Below are 17894 nucleotides of genomic sequence, written 5' to 3'. Positions count from 1 at the left end.
AACAAGAGACAACGTAATGACCCAGAACCTTTATCAAATCCCGGTCAAATCCATTACCGGGGACTCGACAACGCTGGCACCATTCGCTGGCAAGGTGCTTCTTGTTGTTAACGTCGCTTCCAAGTGTGGCCTCACGCCGCAGTACGAGGGACTGGAGAAGCTCTATGAAGCCAAGCGAGCTGAAGGCTTGGAAGTACTTGGTTTTCCGGCCAATAACTTCAAAGAGCAGGAACCCGGCAGCGAAGCGGAAATCCAGGAGTTTTGCAGCCTGAACTACAACGTGCAATTTCCGCTGTTTTCCAAAATCTCCGTTGCGGGACAGGACAAGCACCCACTTTATCAAGCGCTGACAAGCGCCCTGCCGGGCGCGACGGGCGAAGGTCCGATGCGTGAGAAATTAACGGGGTATGGCATTGCAGCGAACCCGATTCCGGAAGTGCAGTGGAACTTCGAGAAGTTTTTGATTGGCCGCGATGGTCAGGTGGTGGCACGGTTTGCGCCTGATGTAACGGCGGATGATCCTCGGCTTGTTGAGGCGGTTGAGAAGGCGTTGAAAGTAGTCGCTTGATCCTGAATTAGATTGGCGGCAGGCCCAAAGAAGGTCCTGCCGGCCGAGATCCCTAGGAGCCATCGCCAAACCCACAGCGACGGGAATTCTTCACCGAGAGGTCGGTCTCTATCCCAGAGAGACCGACTGACGATCAGCATTGAAAGAATCCACTCAAACTTTGCAAGGATTAAAGTATGAGCAATCGCACTTCTACCCCTCACAGTATTATTCCGCCCTACATGCTGCGGCGGATCATTGCAAATGGCTCAGAGCCCCAACGCAATTGCGCGCAAACCACGCTAAACCACGTCAACACCCTGCTTGCCCACCCGTTCGCCGAGCCCATGATCGCACCATCGACCCAAGGCGGGGAGGTTGAGCGCACCATCTATGACGCGCACAACGGTACTGCATTGCCGGGTGTCCAAGTCAGGAAGGAAGGTCAGGCGGCAACCAAAGATGTAGCGGTCAATGAGGCTTATGACTACCTCGGGGTGACCTACGACTTCTACTGGCAAGCCTACAAACGCAACTCACTGGATAACAAAGGGCTAGCGTTGCTCGGCAGTGTGCATTACGAAAAAGACTATCAAAATGCGTTTTGGAACGGCCAACAAATGGTGTTTGGCGATGGCGACGGGGAAATATTTAATCGTTTCACCATAGCCATTGATGTTATCGGCCACGAGCTGACCCACGGTGTAACGGAAACCGAAGCCGGGCTGATATATTTTCAACAGTCGGGTGCGCTTAACGAGTCGATGTCGGACGTGTTTGGATCCATGGTCAAACAGTTTCACCTTAAGCAAACTGCCAAACAGGCGGATTGGATTATCGGTGAAGGCCTCTTGGCAAAAGGCATCAACGGTATTGGACTGCGATCTATGTCGCATCCGGGTACCGCTTACGATGACCCTTTATTGGGCAAAGATCCTCAACCCGCTAGCATGGCGGGCTACGTGCAGACCAAAGACGACAACGGCGGAGTGCACCTGAACTCAGGTATTCCAAATCGCGCGTTCTATTTGGCGGCAATCGCATTGGGCGGCCATGCCTGGGAACACGCTGGCTATATTTGGTATGACACGTTGTGCGACGACACCCTGCCCCAGGATGCCGACTTCGCTACGTTTGCAAATCTCACCGTTACACATGCACAAAAGCGCTTTGACGCTAAAGCCGCTCAGGCCGTCAAACACGCTTGGCATCAGGTAGGAGTGCTCTGAATGAAAACGCTCACTGCGCTGGATCACAACGCCGTCATCTTGGTTTCTCGTGAAGGCGGTATCGCTTTCATGCCCAAGCTCAATGGCGCGCGACGAATCGAGGCAGCGCAGATGAGCGACGACAAACGGGCTAATGTCTGCGAGCTGATCAATCACATGTTGAGCTGTGCCTCGACCACTCAGGCCCAAGCCGGCAGCGGCGATCAGCGCTACTACCGACTGTGCATCAACAGTGGTGAACTGTGCCGTGACCTTGAACTGATCGTCCCTGAGACAGCTGCCCCACAAGCGCTGGTTAACCTGTGGAAAGATGCCGGTCAGTAAGCCCCATCATGCTGGCACCTGTAATTCCTTCAGCATGTCCAGAAACGCCCGTACCTTGGCGCTGAGCAGACGGCGAGAGTGATACAGCGCCCAGATTTCCACGGGAGGGCCTGCTTCCGTGCCCCAGCAGATGAGTCTTCCCGCCGCCACATCCTGTTTGACCAATAACATGGGCAACATCGCTACACCAACCCCCGCAAGAACCGCATCACGCACCATTAATAGTGACGACAGCCTCAATAGCGGCATCGGTTTGAATGCTTTTTCGTCGCCGTTTCCCGTGCGAATGCTCCAGATAACGCCTGAGGGTGTCTGCGCCAATACGACCGCCGGAACCGGTCTTTCGTCATCATTGCTCGCCTGTGTCGACGGTATTGGTATGGCGGCAGTGGCAACCAACAAGCGTTGGTCATTCATGATACGCCGCCCGACAAGTAGCCCATCCTTTGCCGGGTTAATGCGGATTACCAAATCGTAGCCGTCGTCCACCGGGTCGACAATGCGGTCTTCGGCAATGATCTCGAGTTCGACCTGCGGATAAGCCAACGCAAAGCGCGCAGCAACTTCACCCAGTACGACGTGGGCGAAAACCATCGGCGCACTCACCCGCAATCGCCCGCGAGCAATGGGCGCACGTGATGCCACCGCCTCCCCCGCCTCTTGAAGTTCCGACAACAAGCCACGCGTGCGTTCATGCAGCACTTGTCCATCCTCGGTCAAACGCATGCGTCGTGCGCCCCGCTCAATCAGCCTGACACCCAAGTCCTCCTCCAACTCGGCCACCCGTCGCGACAGGGTTGCCTTGGGTCGGTTGAGCGCCCGACCGGCGGGACCGAAGCCGCCATGCAGCGCGACTAGATTGAAATCGGCAAGTGCTGTGAGATCCATAATCGTTCCACCTGAGAGACGGCTTGTCACCATTCTAGAGCTATCTGCCAAGTAGTGGAACGAATAGTCTATTTGTCACGGGGCCGCATCGGCCTTATCCAAGGAGACATATCATGACAATTCTCATAACAGGCAGTACCGGAGTAGTCGGCAACCAAGTTTTAGAGCACTTGAAAGGCAGCGGAGCCGACGTTAGCGCTCTGACACGTTCGCCGGAAAAAGCCCACTTCCCGGAAGGCGTTATTGCGGTCAAAGGCGACTTGTCCGACGTCGATTCAGTTCGACAAGCGATGCAGGGCATCAGCACCTTGTTCCTGCTGGCACCCAACGCCCCAGACGAACTGACCCAGGCGCTACAGACATTGAGCGTCGCCCGGGAGACCGGTGTTAAAGGGGTGGTGTATCTGTCGGTGTTCAAGGGTGCCGAATACGTCGATGTCCCGCACTTTACTGGCAAGCACACCGTCGAGCGCATGATTGAACACTGCGATATTCCAGCGACGGTGCTGCGCCCGGCCTACTTCATCCAAAACGATGTGCGGCAGAAAGAGCCAATGCTCAGTCATGGCCTCTACGGCATGCCGATTGGGGACAAGGGTATTTCCATGGTCGACGTCCGGGATATCGGCGATGCGGCAGCGCGAGAACTCCTGCGCCGCGAACGGTCTGAAGCGCCGTTACCGCGAGAAACGTACGAATTGGTCGGGCCTGATGCGCTGACTGCGCAGAAGATTGTGGAGATTTGGTCTGAGGTATTGGGAAAGACGGTTGGGTATGGCGGCGATGACCTTGATGTACTTGAGCAGCGGATGAAAGCATTTGCGCCCGGCTGGCTGGCTTATGACATGCGCTTGATGATGGCGCGCTATCAACAGGATGGGGCCGTGGCCAGTGCGGTGGAGGTTGAGCGGTTGGCGGCGTTGCTGGGTAGATCGCCGAGGTCGTATCGGGAGTTTGCGGTTGAGGTGGCTTCTACTTTGGCGAAGGGCTGATGCTGGAGTGGGCTGCGGTGGGTCTGGGCAGATTTGGTCTCCCGTCGCTTGAGCCATGCCTGCGCCATCTGCTTACGTTCAAACGTCTGAGCTTCCTGATAAACTATGGCACCGTTGCGCCGCAGCCTGATCTGCGCCGAGTACTTGGTGTCACCTTTTTAACTCTTCCTTTGTGTAATCGTGCCCGTCTCGTCCCTTCAGTGCTTAAAGTTTTTTTCCAGTGCTAAGTTTTAGCATTGAGCTTCAAAAAACGGCTTAAAACGCCCTAAAACCGCTACAAAACGACCGACTAAAATGCCACTAGATATTGCGTCTAACCCACGCCACACAAGGCCTAGCGTCTCTCGCCGTTTCTCCGTCGCCCCCATGATGGACTGGACTGACCACCATTGCCGGTATTTCCTACGACTTCTGTCCAAGCACGCCCTTCTCTACACCGAGATGGTCACTACCGGGGCGTTGCTCAACGGCGATCATGAGCGGTTCCTGCGTCATGACCAGTCCGAACACCCTCTCGCCCTCCAATTAGGCGGCAGCGTCCCCGCAGATCTCGCTGCTTGCGCCCGTTTGGCTCAAGCTTCAGGTTATGACGAAGTGAACCTGAACGTCGGCTGCCCTAGCGACCGGGTACAGAACAATCTGATCGGCGCGGTATTAATGGCGCATCCGGCACTAGTGGCGGATTGTGTAAGGGCGATGCTGGACGCGGTGTCTATTCCGGTAACGGTCAAGCATCGCATCGGGATCAACGGGCGCGACAGTTACGCACAGCTGTGTGATTTCGTCGGCCAGGTGCATGAAGCCGGTTGCACCAGTTTTACCGTGCATGCGCGTATTGCGATTCTTGAGGGGTTGTCGCCGAAAGAGAACCGCGATATTCCGCCGTTGCGCTATGACATCGTGGCGCAGCTGAAGGCCGACTTTCCTGATCTGGAAATCATCCTGAACGGCGGAATCAAGACGCTTGAGCAATGTGATGAGCATTTACAGATTTTTGATGGGGTAATGTTGGGCCGCGAGGCTTACCATAATCCGTATATTCTGGCGGACGTTGATCAACGGCTGTTTGGCAGTACCGCCCCAGTGATTTCTCGGGCGGCAGCGTTATCGGCGTTGCGCCCTTATATTGCCGCCCACCTTGAAAGCGGCGGCTCGATGCACCACATAACACGGCATGTGCTTGGGCTTGGCACCGGTTTTCCGGGCGCACGGCGTTTTCGGCAATTGCTGTCAGTCGACATCCATAAAGCACAAAATCCGCTGACGCTGCTTGATCAAGCTGCGGAGCTGCTGGAAGGTCGCTAGTTATATTGAGGTTCACGGAACAAGCTGTGCGGATGGGGCTCAAATGGTTCTGGATTGCCCATCCGCCTCAAGGAGCATCGTCAAGGTGCGGCCTTGAGTGGCCGGCAGCGCTCGGGTAATGTCATCTAACCGCACAGGACAGAGCACACTCATGACTTCCAAGCTGGAACAACTCAAGAAAATCACTACTGTAGTCGCAGATACCGGCGACTTTGATGCCATCGCACGTCTTAAGCCGGTGGATGCCACGACCAACCCTTCTTTACTACTCAAGGCGGCTTCGAGCGAGAGCAACGGTGAGTTGCTTCAGGAAGCGTTCAAGGGCAGCAAGAACGATATCGGCTTGGCCTGCGACCGTTTTGCCGTCGCCATTGGGCAGAAAATTCTTAAAGTGGTGCCGGGTCGCGTGTCTACCGAAGTAGATTCACGCCTTTCGTTCGACACCAATGCAATGATCGAACGTGGCGAGCGCCTCATCGGTTTGTACAACGAAGCGGGCATTAAAAACGATCGGATTTTGATCAAGCTGGCGTCAACCTGGGAAGGCATCCGTGCCGCCGAGAAGCTTGAAAAGTCAGGTATTCAGACCAACCTCACCCTGCTGTTCTCGTTTGCTCAGGCTGTAGCCTGCGCCGAAGCCGGTGTGTTTTTGATCTCGCCGTTTGTAGGTCGGATCTACGACTGGTACAAAAAATCGGCTGGCCATGACTTTGTGGGCGCCGAAGACCCGGGCGTGCAGTCGGTCAGCAGGATCTACAACTATTACAAGTCTAATGACTACAAAACCGTGGTCATGGGCGCCAGCTTCCGCAACCTTAGCCAGATCGAGCAGTTGGCCGGCTGCGACCGCCTGACCATCAGCCCTGACTTGCTGGAACAGCTGTCGAAAGACATGGGTACGCTGGAGCGTAAACTTGCACCCGGCAACCCAGGCGAAGCGCGTCAAAGCCTGACTGAAAACCAGTTCCGCTGGGCATCGAACGAGGACGCCATGGCCACCGAAAAATTGGCAGAAGGTATTCGCCAGTTCGCTCGCGACCAGGAAAAGCTGGAAGCATTACTCGCCGCCAAGGCCTGAATGCATAAAGGGCAGACCCATTACGGGTCTGCCCTTTTTTATTGCCCGCAGAAATGTAGTTACTGCTTCTGCTGCTTAGCGAATCTCAGTGCCGTTCGAGGGCATTGACCAAATCGTGAAACGCTTCGCGATTGGAGTCGTTCAGGCCCATCAAAATCTTGTGCGCTTCTAGCACCTTCGCTTTTACCACTTCTTCGGACTGATCTTGCGACGGCAAGTCGGTCAACGAATCAGGGCAACGGATAGGACGATCAACAATATTGAACACCTGATCGAAGCCCATCGACTGCAATAGACGAGTGATATCTTCGTGGGTGGTGACAACAGTCGGCAGCAAGCCAACTTTTTGCCGCGACATTATCGACAGCTTGGCCAGCAAGCCGAGCGTCGTGCTATCGATGCTGCGGGTTTCGGTTAAATCGATGACGATTGCCGAAAAATTCCGCGACGTGAAGATTCTTTCAATAGTTGTATCCAAAGCCGAACACAGTGTAAGGCGCACTTCCCCCACAAATTTGAGGATAAACGTGCCTGCTTGCTCGGCGAACTGGATTCTACCGGTACTCATTAAAGGTTCCTGCTCAACACCAACAAGGCGATATCATCCGGCATCTCCCCTAGCGTGGCCAATCCAAATACATGACGCAGGCCATCCAGGCTGCCTCCTGCCGTTTTAACCATTTGCGGTAAGACGGCTTCTTTCTCTTTGAGTGTATCACCGGGTAAAAGGTCCAATATCCCATCAGAGAGCAAGGTCAGGCTGAAGCTCTCAGGCAAGTCCACTACGTGATCTTGATAGGTCGCCTCGTTGAACAACCCTACCGGTAGGCCTCGGCCTTCCAGATAGTGCACTTCAGTGGGCGTATACATTATCGGCAAAGGTAAATGGCCACCGATGCTATAAGTCAATTTTCCGGTATCTTCATCGATGACCCCGCCAACCATGGTGACATGCTTCCCAAGGTTGCAGTTGATCAATCCACGATTGATATGGCTAAGCACTTCTGACGGTTTGAAATCCGGCATGGTGCCGTTGCGCTTGAATTCAAACATCAAGCGCGTGGTCATGAATTTCAGCAGCACGGTGACGAACGCTGAAGAGGCTCCATGCCCAGAAACATCAGCCAGATAAAACGCAACGCGGCGCTCATCGACCCTAAAGTAATCCACAAAATCGCCCGACAAGTACAGCGACGGGATGATCTCATGGGCGAACTGAAACTCGCCTACGTCCCAAGGGTTCACCGGCAGCATGTTCATTTGCACCTGGCGACCGGCGTTCTGGTCTTCCTGGAGCAAATGCAGGCTGGCTTCGAGCTCGCGGTTAGCGGTTTCGAGCTTTTGCCGATAACGCTGGTTTTCCAATATCAACCGCGCGCGATCCAGGGCTCGGCGCACTGAATGCTCAAGCACTGCCAGATCTTCCAGCGGTTTGACCAGGTAATCAGCCGCGCCCAAACGCAAAGCTTCGACAGCATCGCTCATCACCCCGGCGCCAGAGACCACGATCACCGGCATGTCGGGAGCGAGGTCCGTCACCTGACGAATGAGTTCGAGGCCGCCCACCTGAGGCATACGGAGGTCGCAGATCACTAGATCGGGCTTTTTTTGCTCGAAAATCTGGAGGCCCTGCAAGCCGTTGCTCGCTTGCAGGACGCTGAAGCCACTGTCTTCCAAATAGGCGGCGATGCTCGCTCGCACTACTTCGTCGTCATCGATTATCAGCAGCGTGGCACTGGTTTTCTGCATGTGGGCAAACGGCGCCAGAGTAGGTTGGCGTAGGCAAACCGGTTAAACCGGAGCGCTTACTGGATTCGCTTCTAGCCTCTCTAAAACGGCCGCGACAGACTTTTAGTCGCATATTTTGCCATTCAGAGGTGCCCTTCAAGGCGCAGACGGTACTCCCATCCGACGGGCGTTTCAAGCTCATGCCTATTGACGCTTAGAGTCTTTACATCGCAAATCACAGAGAGTTATAAGAACAGACAAATCAGCAACTGAATCGAAGGACTAGCCATGAGCCAAAATGATCGGGACTACGCGGAAAAGAGAGATTACATCCGCATGCGCGTGGATGCTGATATCACCTTGTTGTACGCAGGCCAGATCATCCCGGCAGTGTGCGTCGACCTGTCAAGCTCGGGCATGCAGGTGAAGGCGGCACGGGATTTCAAGGTGGGAGACAAGCTGAGCGTACGTATCGATTCCGAGCACTCGGCACTCAAGGGGCTGGAAGCTGAAACCGAGGTGGTCTGGCTGGCTGACCACGAAGAAGGCGGCCAAAAACTCGGCCTGACGATTATTTCGATGAATTGATACTATTTTTGTCCGCACCTCAACGTGAACAAATTCAGTCAATAAAAAAGGCGACCCGCAGGTCGCCTTTTTTGTTGAAAACGATTAGAAATCGTCTTTTACCTTGCCGTCTTTCACTTTGAATTCGCGATTCTGCAAGTAAGCGTTGCGGATGAACGTGTACTTGTCGCCAGTGATCAGCTTATCGGCCGACAAAAGGCTGGCGCGGATATCAACGATATCCAACGCCTGAAGCGAGTTACGCCACCCGATATCGTTCATGTAAGGATACGGAGCGTCATACGAGTCCGGGAACTTGGCCAAACCGTCACGCACGGTACTAGGGCCGAGCAACGGCAGCATCACGTATGGGCCGCTTGAAACCCCCCAGTGGCCCAAGGTCTGACCAAAATCTTCATCGTTACGCTGCAAGCCCATGCGGGTGCCGACGTCGATGAAGCCTGCAAGACCGAGCGTGGTGTTCATCAGCAGGCGTGCGGTGTCAACACCAGCAGCGTGCGGCTTGGCCTGCAACACATCGTTGGCGAAGTTGCGCACGTCACCGATGTTGTTGAAGAAGTTATGGATACCGTCTTCAACAAACTGCGGAGTGATGAAGTCATAGCCCTGAGCCAGAGGCCTCAGTGCGTAGGTATCAAGTGTGTCGTTAAAACGGAAAATAACGCGGTTGACGCCTTCCCATGGGTCTTCATCTGCCGCCTGAGCCGCCAGCGGGACCAGAGCCACACCGGCCATAAAGCACAATTGAGCCAGACGATTGATAAAGCCTGCACCAGTCACGGGCATAGCTGACACTCCTAATAAATGGGGCGGGCTATTGCCCTGCACGTCAAGACCGGCAGTATAAGGCTTACCGAGGCCTTTTTGGCAGCCTCTCTAACACTGATAGTGCTAATGCACAGAATCAATAACCCGCACGGCTTTCATAGGTTCACATAACTGTCATAACGCCTGCGTAGCGTAGGAGAATACTTCGGGGACGCCAACATGCCTGCGCCACACGCCCTACCTCTACCTGTACCCGCTCCAGCCTTTACCGCATTGCTCTTCGGGCTCAGCGGCTGCCTGGTGGACTTTGGCGCTCGCGCCAGCGCGTCATTAAGTGCAGAGCGGCTCAACGCGCTGCCCGCACCAGATGAACCCAATGACCGGGCCAACGTTACGCCGGGCGCGCTGGGATTATTGCAAACCATGAGCCGCCAGGGCGTGCCCTGCGCTTGGCTGGATGAGTTACCAGAAGCGCTGAGCCAACAACTCGCAGCGCCGTTGGGAAAGTTAATCAAACCGGCCAATCGGTCGAACAGTTGCGCTGCGTGGCCGGCTCCGGATGCCGTGTGGCAGGCACTGATGAGTTTGAATGTGCAGCAACTCGACGGTTGTGTGCTGGTCAGCGGCGAACCGCGTCTGTTGCAGGCTGGGCTGAACGCCGGGCTATGGACGGTAGGATTAGCCACCTGCGGTCCACTCTGTGGCTTGTCACCCAACGACTGGAAGTCACTGAACGACGCTGAACGTGAATACCGTCGCGGTCAAGCGACCTTGCAGTTGTACAGTCTCGGCGTGCACTCAGTGATCGATAACGTGGGGGAGCTGGCTTCCTGCCTCGCTGATATCAGCTTGCGCCGCAGCAAAGGTGAGAAACCCTGATCACATCTGCTTGATCAAGATCATGCACTTAGCGCCGGAGTGGATTAGTCTTACCGCTATAAAGGACCTTTCGCCGTGTGCAGGGGTCCATGCCAGAGACTATTCACAAAGGGAGCACGCTATGCCTGCCCGGGAACTGCAAGACCAACTCAATGCCCTGCGCGAGCAACTGGAGAAAAATCCACCGCTTTCCGAATCCGAACGTCAGAATCTGCATGAGCTGATGGCCCAAATCGAGGACAAAATCCAGCTTGAATCCATAACTCAGGACGCTAGCTTGGCTGACGGCGTTAACCTCGCCGTGGAGCGCTTCGAACTGAAGCACCCGGCCATTGCCGTAACCCTGCGCAATATTGTGCAGACCCTCGGCAACATCGGCATCTAAATCTGCTGACGTTTCAATTTACGTAAAAAACCCGTCCTGGCGACGGGTTTTTTCGTTTATTGACGCGCCAACCGGCGATTCTCATGCTTGATCGCTTCCGTGCTGCGGTACGGATTGATGTCTAGTCCGCCACGTCGCACGTAACGCGCATAAACGATCAATTTTTCAGGCTTGAGCAGGCGCTGCAGATCGAGAAAAATGCGCTCGACGCATTGCTCGTGAAAGTCTGAGTGCTGGCGAAAGCTGACGATGTACGCCAACAGGCTCGCATGATCAAGCGCTGAACCGCGATATTCCACGGCGACGCTGCCCCAGTCGGGCTGACTGGTCACCGGGCAGTTGGATTTGAGCAAGTGGCTGTGCAGGCTTTCTTCAATAACTCGCGAATCGTCGCAACGCAACAGTTCCGGGCGCGGAGTTTCGTAACTGTTGACGCTGATATCCAACTCGTCAATGCAGACCCCAGGCAGAGACGCCACGCCGTCACTCTCGATCTCCGCCAGACTGCGAATACGCACACCCACGGGCTTACCCGCTGCGGCCGACAAATCGTTCTCAAGGGTCGCCACCAGCGCCGCATGATCAACAAATGGCGTTTGGTTCAGCGAGTTGAGGTAGAGCTTGAATGACTTGGATTCTATGATATTGGGGGAATCCGCCGGGATACTGAACTCACCAATGGCCACCACCGGCTTGCCGGACGGTAGTAACCAGGACAGCTCGTAGCAGTTCCAGAAGTCAACGCCTTGATACGGCAGCGTCTCAGCAGTCAGACCGAGTTCGGCCCATTTTGCGGCACGCGGAATCGGGAACAGCAATGAAGGCGTGTACGTGGCGATGTATTCACTGGACTTGCCCAGCGGCGAATGTTCGGCTGCGGGATGCATAGCGGCGACCTGACTAAATTATGCGGGCAAGTTTATAGGGTTTAAGCGCGGCTTTCAGCGCCGATTGGCCCCTACCGAGAGGCCATCATGCATGCAACCCTGTCACTCATACCGCAAAGCATGCGCTGGCTGAATCTGTGCAGCCCGCCATGCGGGGTACAAGGTGGCCAGAAAGCTCAGAATAAACCCGGCACTGCAAATCAGCAGTACATCGCCGCCCTGCAATTGGGAAGGCAGGTTGTTAACGAAGTACACATCCGAACTGAAGATGTGCTGGCCGCTGACCCGCTCCATCCAGCCCACCATCGCGCTGACATTGATGGCAGCGATAACCCCAAGGACGCCGCCAATCAGCGTACCGACGATACCGATCACGGTGCCTTGAACCATGAAGATGGTCATGATCTGCCCCGGAGTAGCACCGATGGTGCGTAAAATCGCGATGTCAGCGCCCTTGTCATTCACCACCATGATCAATGTGGCGATGATGTTGAACGCAGCCACGGCAACAATCATCAGAAGCAACAGACCGATCATGGTCTTTTCCATTTTCATGGCGCTAAACAGGCTGCCTTGAGTATGGGTCCAGTCATCGGCGCGATAGTCGGCCCCCAGGCCAGCGACGATGGAGGCGGAAACCTGCGGCGCGGTGTACAAATCTTTCAGCGCCAGACGCACGCCCTGCACCTGATTGGGCTGCCAGTGCTGAATCTGCGCAGCATCAGCCGCATTGATCAGCGCCATGGTGCCGTCCAGCTCAGCGCCGACCTTGAACACGCCAACTACCGTCAACCGCTGTAAGCGCGGTGTAATCCCGCCTGCGGCCGTGGTACTGGCCTCCGGCACGATAAGGGTCACTTTATCGCCGATATTCAAACGGAAACGCCGGGCGGTGATTTCGCCAATCACCACACCAAACTCACCCGCTTTGAGGTCCTCAAGGCGACCTTGGGTGATGTGTTGAGCAACGATGGATACTTCGTGTTCCAGCGCCGGGTCGACACCGCTGACCTGAATTGGCTGCATTGAACCCTTATAAGAGAACATGCCTTCCATTTCGGTGAAAGTTACGGCAGCGGTCACTTCGGGATTCTTCATGGCCGCAGCGGCGGCTGGTTTCCAGTCATCCAGCGGCGTCACGCCAGCGATAACGGCGTGCGGCACCATGCCGAGAATCCGCGTACTCATTTCTTGCTGAAATCCGTTCATCACCGACAAAACAACGATCATTGCCAGCACACCAAGCGCGAGGCCAATCATTGAGGTCATGGAAATGAACGAAATAAAGTGATTGCGGCGCTTGGCGCGGGTATAGCGCGTGCCAATAAAGATCGATAACGGTCTGAACATTCGCGGAGCACCGTAAATAGTGTGAAAAACCCGAGACCATTACCGGCATCGGGTTGATGGGTCAGCCTTCGACCAAGCGGCCTTCTTCAAGGCGCAACACGCGGTCCATCTGGCTGGCCAGGTTCATGTCGTGGGTCACCACCAAAAAGGCCGTTCGCGACGAGGTGCTGAGCTCCAGCATCAAATCCTGAATACCCTGAGCCGTATGCTGATCGAGGTTACCGGTGGGCTCATCGAGCATGACCAGGCCGGGCTGATTGACCAAGGCCCTGGCAATCGCGACGCGCTGGCGCTCACCGCCTGATAACTCCGACGGCTTGTGCGCCAGTCGATGCCCAAGCCCCACACGTTGCAGCAATGCCGTAGCGCGCTGACGGGCTTCAGGAATCGCTGTGCGGCCAATCAACAGCGGCATGCAGACGTTTTCCAGTGCAGTGAATTCAGGCAACAAGTGGTGAAACTGATAAACGAAGCCCAGTGAACGATTGCGCAACTGACCGCGCGCTTTTTCGCCCAGTGCGGACAGTTCTTCGCCTGCCAGCCACACACTGCCTTGCGACGGCGTGTCCAGGCCGCCCAACAAATTCAACAACGTACTTTTACCGGAGCCCGAGCTGCCGACAATCGCGACGCGCTCACCCGGATGCAGTTCCAACTGTAAGCCCGACAACACCACCACAGACTCCGGGCCTTCCTCGTAGGACTTACCCAGATTGCGGCAACTCAGCACTGCTTTATCACTCATGCCCGACTCACTCATAACGTAACGCCTCCGCGGGCTGGGTGCGCGCGGCACGCCAGGCTGGATACAGGGTGGCGAGAAAACTCAAAACCAAGGCGGCGCCGCAGACCAGAACCACGTCTTCGGCCATCAACTGCGATGGCAGGTAATCAATGAAATAAACATCCGAGCTTAGAAACTTATGCCCGATCAAGCCTTCCAAAGCGGAAATGGCTGCGCTGACATTAAGCGCAGCGAAAATCCCCACCACAGCGCCAATCAGCGTGCCGACGACGCCAATCACCGTGCCTTGGACCATGAAGATGCCCATGATTTGCGCGGGTGTGGACCCCAAAGTACGCAAGATAGCGATATCGCCTTTCTTGTCGTTGACCACCATCACCAAGGTAGAAATGATGTTGAAGGCGGCGACGGCGACAATTAGCAGCAGCAATAAGCCGATCATGGCTTTTTCCATACGGATAGCCTGATACAGATTACCGTGGGTGCGAGTCCAGTCACGTGCGTAGAAGTCGTGATCTCCCAGTTTCTGGGCGATTTCCCACGCTACCCGTGGCGCATCGAACAGGTCGTCGAACTTGAGTCGCAAGCCTTGTACCTGGTCTGGCTTCCAGCGATGCAGGCGCGCCAGATCGGTGAGGTTGGTGAGACCCAGGTAGCCGTCCAGCTCACCTGCGCCGACATGGAAAATGCCGACCACGGTAAAGCGCTTCATTCGCGGAAAGATGCCGCCCGGGGTCACCGTGACTTCCGGAGTGACGAACGTCAGTTTGTCACCGATGCCAACTCCGAGATTGGTCGCGGCTTTGTCACCCAGCACGATGCCGAAACTGCCCGGCGTCAGGTCGTCAAGACGGCCCTTCTGCATGAAGTTATCGATGATCGAGACTTTGCGCTCCTCGGCCGGATCGATCGCATCGAGCAACACCTTCTGCACTTTACCGTTGTTGGTCAGCAGACCCTGCATCTGGGTAAACGGCGCAACGGCCTGCACCTCAGGGTGAGCCTTGACCTTTTCTGCCAGTGCATGCCAGTCGTTGATCGGCTGATCGCCCTCGATCGTGGCATGAGGCACCATACCGAGGACGCGGGTTCGCATTTCATGATCGAAACCGTTCATTACCGACAAAACAACGATCATCACGACCACGCCAAGGGCAAGGCCGATCATCGACGTCAGGGAAATGAAAGAGACAAAATGATTACGACGTTTCGCACGGGTATAACGCGTGCCAATAAATACAAAAAGAGGTCTGAACATTTAGGGGCTTGTTCGGAGGAATGGGAACGTCCTTGTGGCGAGGCTCAACGAGCAGCTTTACACTCAGACCACCGCCGCTACCATGGGTTCGCCATGTCGACATTAGATGAAGAAGATCGCCGCGAATACTACCGTATCGAGGACACGATCGCACTGGAAATAAACCACCTGTCAGGCCCCGGCTTAGCGCACCAGGCGCCATCGCAGGATTCATCCACTTTGTTTAACTTGCTCAGCGAACTGCATGTCAGCGAATTCGAGTCTCAGCATTTGTTGCGCCAACTGTGTGACAAAGACCGGGTCTTGAGCAGCTTCCTGAAAGCCTTGAGCAGACGCATTGACCTGCTCGGCCAAGTTGTTGCGCACACCGTTCTAGGCAAGATTGGCGAGCCCCAGCTGGTCATTCTGTCCGAAGGAGGGGTGCAATTTCATCATCCCCTGCCCATTCCAGCCGGCACTCAATTGTCGATCAAGATGGTGTTGTTGCCTGAAGCAATGGGCTTGCTGATGAACGCCAAAGTCACCCATTGCGACGCCCGCGAGATCGGCAATTACGAGATCGGTACCGAGTTCGAGAATCTGTTGGACGCCCAACGGCAGCTGCTTGCCCGACACATCCTGCAACGACAAGCCCAGCAACGGCGCTTGGCGAAAGAACAAAGTGATACGCCGGAATAGCAAAACGCTTGATAGCGTGTTGCCTGTGCTGGCTACTTTGCAATGAATTCCCACAGAATTTTCGGGCTGGGCAGTCAGTGCTCGACCCTTGTTAACCTTGATTTGAATTGACTGACGCCCACAAGGAGTACACGTGACGCTTATTTATGGCCATCGCGGCGCCAAAGGCGAAGCACCGGAAAACACCCTGACCAGCTTCAAGGAATGCCTTAAACACGGCGTTCGTCGTTGCGAGTTGGATTTGCATCTGTCTCTGGATGGCGAATTGATGGTCATCCATGACCCCACCCTCAAGCGCACCACTGACCGGCGCGGCAAGGTTGTCGAACATTCAGCCGCCAACTTGGTGACGTATGACGCGCGCAAAGGCGGTCCAGGGTGGATTAAGCCCTGTCCCATCCCGCGTCTGGAAGAATTGTTTGAACAGTGCGATTTCGACCACTGGCAACTGGAAGTCAAAAGCGCTTCACGCACCCGAGCGGCGGCGACTGTGTTGGCTATTCGCGAGATGGCCCAACGGCATGGCTTGCTGGACAAAGTCACCGTGACATCGAGCTCTCGAGAAGTGTTGCGCGCCGCGCTGGACCTGACGCCAGACTTGTCTCGTGGTCTGGTCGCCGAATATGCGTGGCTCGACCCACTGAAGGTCGCGCAAAGTTACGGCTGCACGATATTGGCGTTGAACTGGACGCTGTGCACACCTGAACGCTTGCAAAAAGCCCAGCGTCAGGGTTTGCACGTGTCGGTGTGGACAGTCAACGAACCTGCGCTGATGCGCAGGCTCGCCGACTTCGGCGTAGACAGCCTGATTACAGACTTTCCCGGTTTGGCCACTGCCACCCTAGGAAATCACTGAAATCGGTCTCCCCGACCGGCTCAGGCCACCGGCCGGAGCCGCTCAAAAAAGCCGGTTGAGGCCGTCGTAAGCAGCTACCCGATAGGCTTCAGCCATGGTCGGGTAGTTGAACGTGGTGTTAACGAAGTACTTGATCGAATTAGCTTCGCCCGGCTGGTTCATGATCGCCTGACCAATGTGCACGATCTCTGAAGCTTGGTCCCCGAAGCAATGCACACCCAGCACTTGCAGGGTTTCACGGTGAAACAGGATTTTCAGCATGCCTACTGGCTCGCCGGAAATCTGCGCGCGGGCCATGCCTTTAAAGAATGCCTTGCCCACTTCGTACGGTATTTTGGCCTGGGTCAGCTCGTGTTCGTTTTTACCGATCGAGCTGATCTCGGGAATGGTGTAGATCCCGGTCGGTACGTCGTTGACGAAACGCCAGCTGCCGTTGTCGACAAGACTACCCGCCGCAGAACGACCTTGGTCGTAAGCGGCACTGGCAAGGCTTGGCCAACCGATCACATCGCCAGCGGCATAAACGGTCGGAATGCTAGTGCGGTAGTTTTCGTCGACTTCAATCTGGCCACGGCCGTTGGGTTTGATCCCGACATTTTCCAGGCCCAGTTTGTCGGTATTGCCGGTACGGCCGTTACACCAAAGCAAGGCATCCGCCTTGATCTTCTTGCCGGACTTGAGGTGCAGGATCACACCGTGCTCCAAACCTTCGACCTTTTCGTACTCTTCGTTATGGCGAACCATCACGTTGTTGTTGCTGAAGTGATAGCTCAGCGCCTGGGAGATTTCCGAATCAAGGAAGCTCAGCAATTGCTCACGGTTATCCACCAACTCGACCATCACCCCCAAGCCGCTGAAGATCGATGCGTATTCGCAACCGATAACCCCGGCACCGTAGATGATCAGTTTGCGCGGGGTATGCCCGAGACTGAGGATGGTGTCGCTGTCGTAGATACGCTTGTGGGAAAAATCGATATCAGCCGGACGATAAGGACGGGAGCCAGTAGCGATGATGACCTGATTGGCCACCAGCTTTTCAACTACGCCGTTGGAACAGACCACATCAATTGTGCGCTCGTCGGCGAAACTGCCGGTGCCAAAAAACACGTCGACGCGATTACGGGCGTAATAACTCGTGCGCGAGGCGACTTGTTTAGTGATGACCTTCTCGGCGTTCTTTAATACATCCGGGAACGAAAACCAGCGCGGCTCGCCAATCGCCCGAAACATCGGGTTGGTGTTGAACTGGATGATTTGCTTGACCGAGTGACGCAACGCCTTGGACGGGATGGTGCCCAGATGAGTGCAGTTACCGCCGACCTGCTGACGGCTATCAACCATCGCGACCTTGCGCCCTGATTTCGCGGCGTTCATTGCCGCGCCCTCTCCCTCAAACAGTTTCCTGTCCC

General features: G+C 55.5%; 20 protein-coding genes. 11 read left to right on the top strand and 9 right to left on the bottom strand.

The window, feature by feature from the left end:
* The first annotated feature begins 16 nt into the window (after window positions 1-16).
* The 3 genes from M0974_RS03980 to M0974_RS03970 all read left to right on the top strand — a co-directional run bounded on the left by M0974_RS03980 (window position 17) and on the right by M0974_RS03970 (window position 2100).
* On the top strand, window positions 17-568 hold the full coding sequence (locus tag M0974_RS03980) for a glutathione peroxidase (protein ID WP_297833078.1): 552 nt from the start codon (window positions 17-19) through the stop codon (window positions 566-568).
* 176 nt (window positions 569-744) lie between these two features.
* Complete coding sequence (locus M0974_RS03975) at window positions 745-1776, top strand: M4 family metallopeptidase (RefSeq protein ID WP_297833077.1); 1032 nt, start codon at window positions 745-747, stop codon at window positions 1774-1776.
* Window positions 1777-2100: a protealysin inhibitor emfourin gene (locus M0974_RS03970; RefSeq protein ID WP_297833074.1), complete on the top strand. Its 324-nt coding sequence runs from the start codon at window positions 1777-1779 to the stop codon at window positions 2098-2100.
* Between the two features lie 6 nt (window positions 2101-2106).
* Here the strand turns inward: M0974_RS03970 and M0974_RS03965 are convergent, their stop codons facing one another.
* Window positions 2107-2988 (bottom strand): LysR substrate-binding domain-containing protein, encoded by an 882-nt coding sequence (locus M0974_RS03965; protein ID WP_297833073.1) that lies wholly within the window; start codon window positions 2986-2988, stop codon window positions 2107-2109.
* A gap of 113 nt (window positions 2989-3101) precedes the next feature.
* Here M0974_RS03965 and M0974_RS03960 point away from each other — a divergent pair, with 113 nt between their 5' ends.
* From M0974_RS03960 to tal, 3 genes are all read left to right on the top strand, one after another.
* Window positions 3102-3980 (top strand): SDR family oxidoreductase, encoded by an 879-nt coding sequence (locus tag M0974_RS03960; protein ID WP_297833071.1) that lies wholly within the window; start codon window positions 3102-3104, stop codon window positions 3978-3980.
* Between the two features lie 294 nt (window positions 3981-4274).
* Window positions 4275-5285, top strand: a complete 1011-nt coding sequence (gene dusA / locus M0974_RS03955) for a tRNA dihydrouridine(20/20a) synthase DusA (RefSeq protein WP_297833069.1) — start codon at window positions 4275-4277, stop codon at window positions 5283-5285.
* A 151-nt stretch (window positions 5286-5436) separates the two neighbouring features.
* Window positions 5437-6363, top strand: a complete 927-nt coding sequence (gene tal / locus M0974_RS03950; protein ID WP_297833068.1) for a transaldolase — start codon at window positions 5437-5439, stop codon at window positions 6361-6363.
* An 85-nt stretch (window positions 6364-6448) separates the two neighbouring features.
* Here the strand turns inward: tal and rssC are convergent, their stop codons facing one another.
* A complete protein-coding gene (gene rssC / locus M0974_RS03945) occupies window positions 6449-6931 on the bottom strand; it encodes an anti-sigma factor antagonist RssC (RefSeq protein ID WP_297833065.1) in 483 nt (160 codons plus the stop codon).
* On the bottom strand, window positions 6931-8112 hold the full coding sequence (gene rssB, locus M0974_RS03940; RefSeq protein WP_297833063.1) for a two-component system response regulator RssB: 1182 nt from the start codon (window positions 8110-8112) through the stop codon (window positions 6931-6933). The genes rssC and rssB overlap by 1 nt, the downstream gene beginning before the upstream one ends.
* A gap of 267 nt (window positions 8113-8379) precedes the next feature.
* Between rssB and M0974_RS03935 the strand changes: the two genes are divergently transcribed.
* On the top strand, window positions 8380-8679 hold the full coding sequence (locus M0974_RS03935) for a PilZ domain-containing protein (RefSeq protein ID WP_297833062.1): 300 nt from the start codon (window positions 8380-8382) through the stop codon (window positions 8677-8679).
* A gap of 84 nt (window positions 8680-8763) precedes the next feature.
* On the opposite strand, the gene M0974_RS03930 is transcribed toward M0974_RS03935, so the two are convergent.
* Window positions 8764-9465: a VacJ family lipoprotein gene (locus M0974_RS03930; protein ID WP_297833060.1), complete on the bottom strand. Its 702-nt coding sequence runs from the start codon at window positions 9463-9465 to the stop codon at window positions 8764-8766.
* Between the two features lie 201 nt (window positions 9466-9666).
* On the opposite strand from M0974_RS03930, the gene M0974_RS03925 reads away from it, so the two are divergent.
* Together M0974_RS03925 and M0974_RS03920 are read left to right on the top strand one after the other, a co-directional pair.
* Window positions 9667-10326: an HAD family phosphatase gene (locus M0974_RS03925; RefSeq protein ID WP_297833058.1), complete on the top strand. Its 660-nt coding sequence runs from the start codon at window positions 9667-9669 to the stop codon at window positions 10324-10326.
* A 121-nt stretch (window positions 10327-10447) separates the two neighbouring features.
* Window positions 10448-10711, top strand: coding sequence for a DUF4404 family protein (locus M0974_RS03920; protein WP_297833056.1), 264 nt, complete (start codon window positions 10448-10450; stop codon window positions 10709-10711).
* A 56-nt stretch (window positions 10712-10767) separates the two neighbouring features.
* Here M0974_RS03920 and queF read toward each other — a convergent pair whose 3' ends face one another.
* The 4 genes from queF to M0974_RS03900 form a co-directional block, all read right to left on the bottom strand.
* The gene (queF, locus tag M0974_RS03915; protein WP_297833054.1) at window positions 10768-11598 is read right to left on the bottom strand and encodes an NADPH-dependent 7-cyano-7-deazaguanine reductase QueF; all 831 of its coding nucleotides are present in this window, start codon (window positions 11596-11598) and stop codon (window positions 10768-10770) included.
* A 102-nt stretch (window positions 11599-11700) separates the two neighbouring features.
* The gene (locus M0974_RS03910; protein WP_297833053.1) at window positions 11701-12948 is read right to left on the bottom strand and encodes a lipoprotein-releasing ABC transporter permease subunit; all 1248 of its coding nucleotides are present in this window, start codon (window positions 12946-12948) and stop codon (window positions 11701-11703) included.
* Between the two features lie 61 nt (window positions 12949-13009).
* Entirely contained in the window at window positions 13010-13693 is a 684-nt protein-coding gene (lolD, locus tag M0974_RS03905) for a lipoprotein-releasing ABC transporter ATP-binding protein LolD (RefSeq protein WP_297833052.1), read from the bottom strand.
* A gap of 7 nt (window positions 13694-13700) precedes the next feature.
* Window positions 13701-14951: a lipoprotein-releasing ABC transporter permease subunit gene (locus tag M0974_RS03900; protein ID WP_297833050.1), complete on the bottom strand. Its 1251-nt coding sequence runs from the start codon at window positions 14949-14951 to the stop codon at window positions 13701-13703.
* A 93-nt stretch (window positions 14952-15044) separates the two neighbouring features.
* Here M0974_RS03900 and M0974_RS03895 point away from each other — a divergent pair, with 93 nt between their 5' ends.
* Together M0974_RS03895 and M0974_RS03890 are read left to right on the top strand one after the other, a co-directional pair.
* Window positions 15045-15629 carry a PilZ domain-containing protein gene (locus tag M0974_RS03895; protein WP_297833049.1) on the top strand — a complete coding sequence of 195 codons (585 nt, stop codon included), beginning with the start codon at window positions 15045-15047 and terminating at the stop codon, window positions 15627-15629.
* 133 nt (window positions 15630-15762) lie between these two features.
* A complete protein-coding gene (locus tag M0974_RS03890; protein WP_297833048.1) occupies window positions 15763-16485 on the top strand; it encodes a glycerophosphodiester phosphodiesterase in 723 nt (240 codons plus the stop codon).
* Between the two features lie 42 nt (window positions 16486-16527).
* Here the strand turns inward: M0974_RS03890 and sthA are convergent, their stop codons facing one another.
* Window positions 16528-17883 (bottom strand): Si-specific NAD(P)(+) transhydrogenase, encoded by a 1356-nt coding sequence (gene sthA, locus M0974_RS03885; RefSeq protein ID WP_297833116.1) that lies wholly within the window; start codon window positions 17881-17883, stop codon window positions 16528-16530.
* Window positions 17884-17894: the final 11 nt, after the last annotated feature.

It is taken from the genome of Pseudomonas sp. (assembly GCF_026224925.1).
In the GTDB taxonomy this organism is placed as follows: domain Bacteria; phylum Pseudomonadota; class Gammaproteobacteria; order Pseudomonadales; family Pseudomonadaceae; genus Aquipseudomonas.
Note: the sequence above shows the minus strand (reverse complement) of the source record. Positions and strands in the feature narration are given on the sequence as shown.

Bases quoted from the DNA above. Each gene is read 5' to 3' on its own strand.
- M0974_RS03980 (WP_297833078.1), top strand. From the start codon at position 17: ATGACCCAGAACCTTTATCAAATCCCGGTCAAATCCATTACCGGGGAC.
- M0974_RS03975 (WP_297833077.1), top strand. From the start codon at position 745: ATGAGCAATCGCACTTCTACCCCTCACAGTATTATTCCGCCCTACATG.
- M0974_RS03970 (WP_297833074.1), top strand. From the start codon at position 1,777: ATGAAAACGCTCACTGCGCTGGATCACAACGCCGTCATCTTGGTTTCT.
- M0974_RS03965 (WP_297833073.1), bottom strand. From the start codon at position 2,988: ATGGATCTCACAGCACTTGCCGATTTCAATCTAGTCGCGCTGCATGGC.
- M0974_RS03960 (WP_297833071.1), top strand. From the start codon at position 3,102: ATGACAATTCTCATAACAGGCAGTACCGGAGTAGTCGGCAACCAAGTT.
- dusA (WP_297833069.1), top strand. From the start codon at position 4,275: ATGCCACTAGATATTGCGTCTAACCCACGCCACACAAGGCCTAGCGTC.
- tal (WP_297833068.1), top strand. From the start codon at position 5,437: ATGACTTCCAAGCTGGAACAACTCAAGAAAATCACTACTGTAGTCGCA.
- rssC (WP_297833065.1), bottom strand. From the start codon at position 6,931: ATGAGTACCGGTAGAATCCAGTTCGCCGAGCAAGCAGGCACGTTTATC.
- rssB (WP_297833063.1), bottom strand. From the start codon at position 8,112: ATGCAGAAAACCAGTGCCACGCTGCTGATAATCGATGACGACGAAGTA.
- M0974_RS03935 (WP_297833062.1), top strand. From the start codon at position 8,380: ATGAGCCAAAATGATCGGGACTACGCGGAAAAGAGAGATTACATCCGC.
- M0974_RS03930 (WP_297833060.1), bottom strand. From the start codon at position 9,465: ATGCCCGTGACTGGTGCAGGCTTTATCAATCGTCTGGCTCAATTGTGC.
- M0974_RS03925 (WP_297833058.1), top strand. From the start codon at position 9,667: ATGCCTGCGCCACACGCCCTACCTCTACCTGTACCCGCTCCAGCCTTT.
- M0974_RS03920 (WP_297833056.1), top strand. From the start codon at position 10,448: ATGCCTGCCCGGGAACTGCAAGACCAACTCAATGCCCTGCGCGAGCAA.
- queF (WP_297833054.1), bottom strand. From the start codon at position 11,598: ATGCATCCCGCAGCCGAACATTCGCCGCTGGGCAAGTCCAGTGAATAC.
- M0974_RS03910 (WP_297833053.1), bottom strand. From the start codon at position 12,948: ATGTTCAGACCGTTATCGATCTTTATTGGCACGCGCTATACCCGCGCC.
- lolD (WP_297833052.1), bottom strand. From the start codon at position 13,693: ATGAGTGATAAAGCAGTGCTGAGTTGCCGCAATCTGGGTAAGTCCTAC.
- M0974_RS03900 (WP_297833050.1), bottom strand. From the start codon at position 14,951: ATGTTCAGACCTCTTTTTGTATTTATTGGCACGCGTTATACCCGTGCG.
- M0974_RS03895 (WP_297833049.1), top strand. From the start codon at position 15,045: ATGTCGACATTAGATGAAGAAGATCGCCGCGAATACTACCGTATCGAG.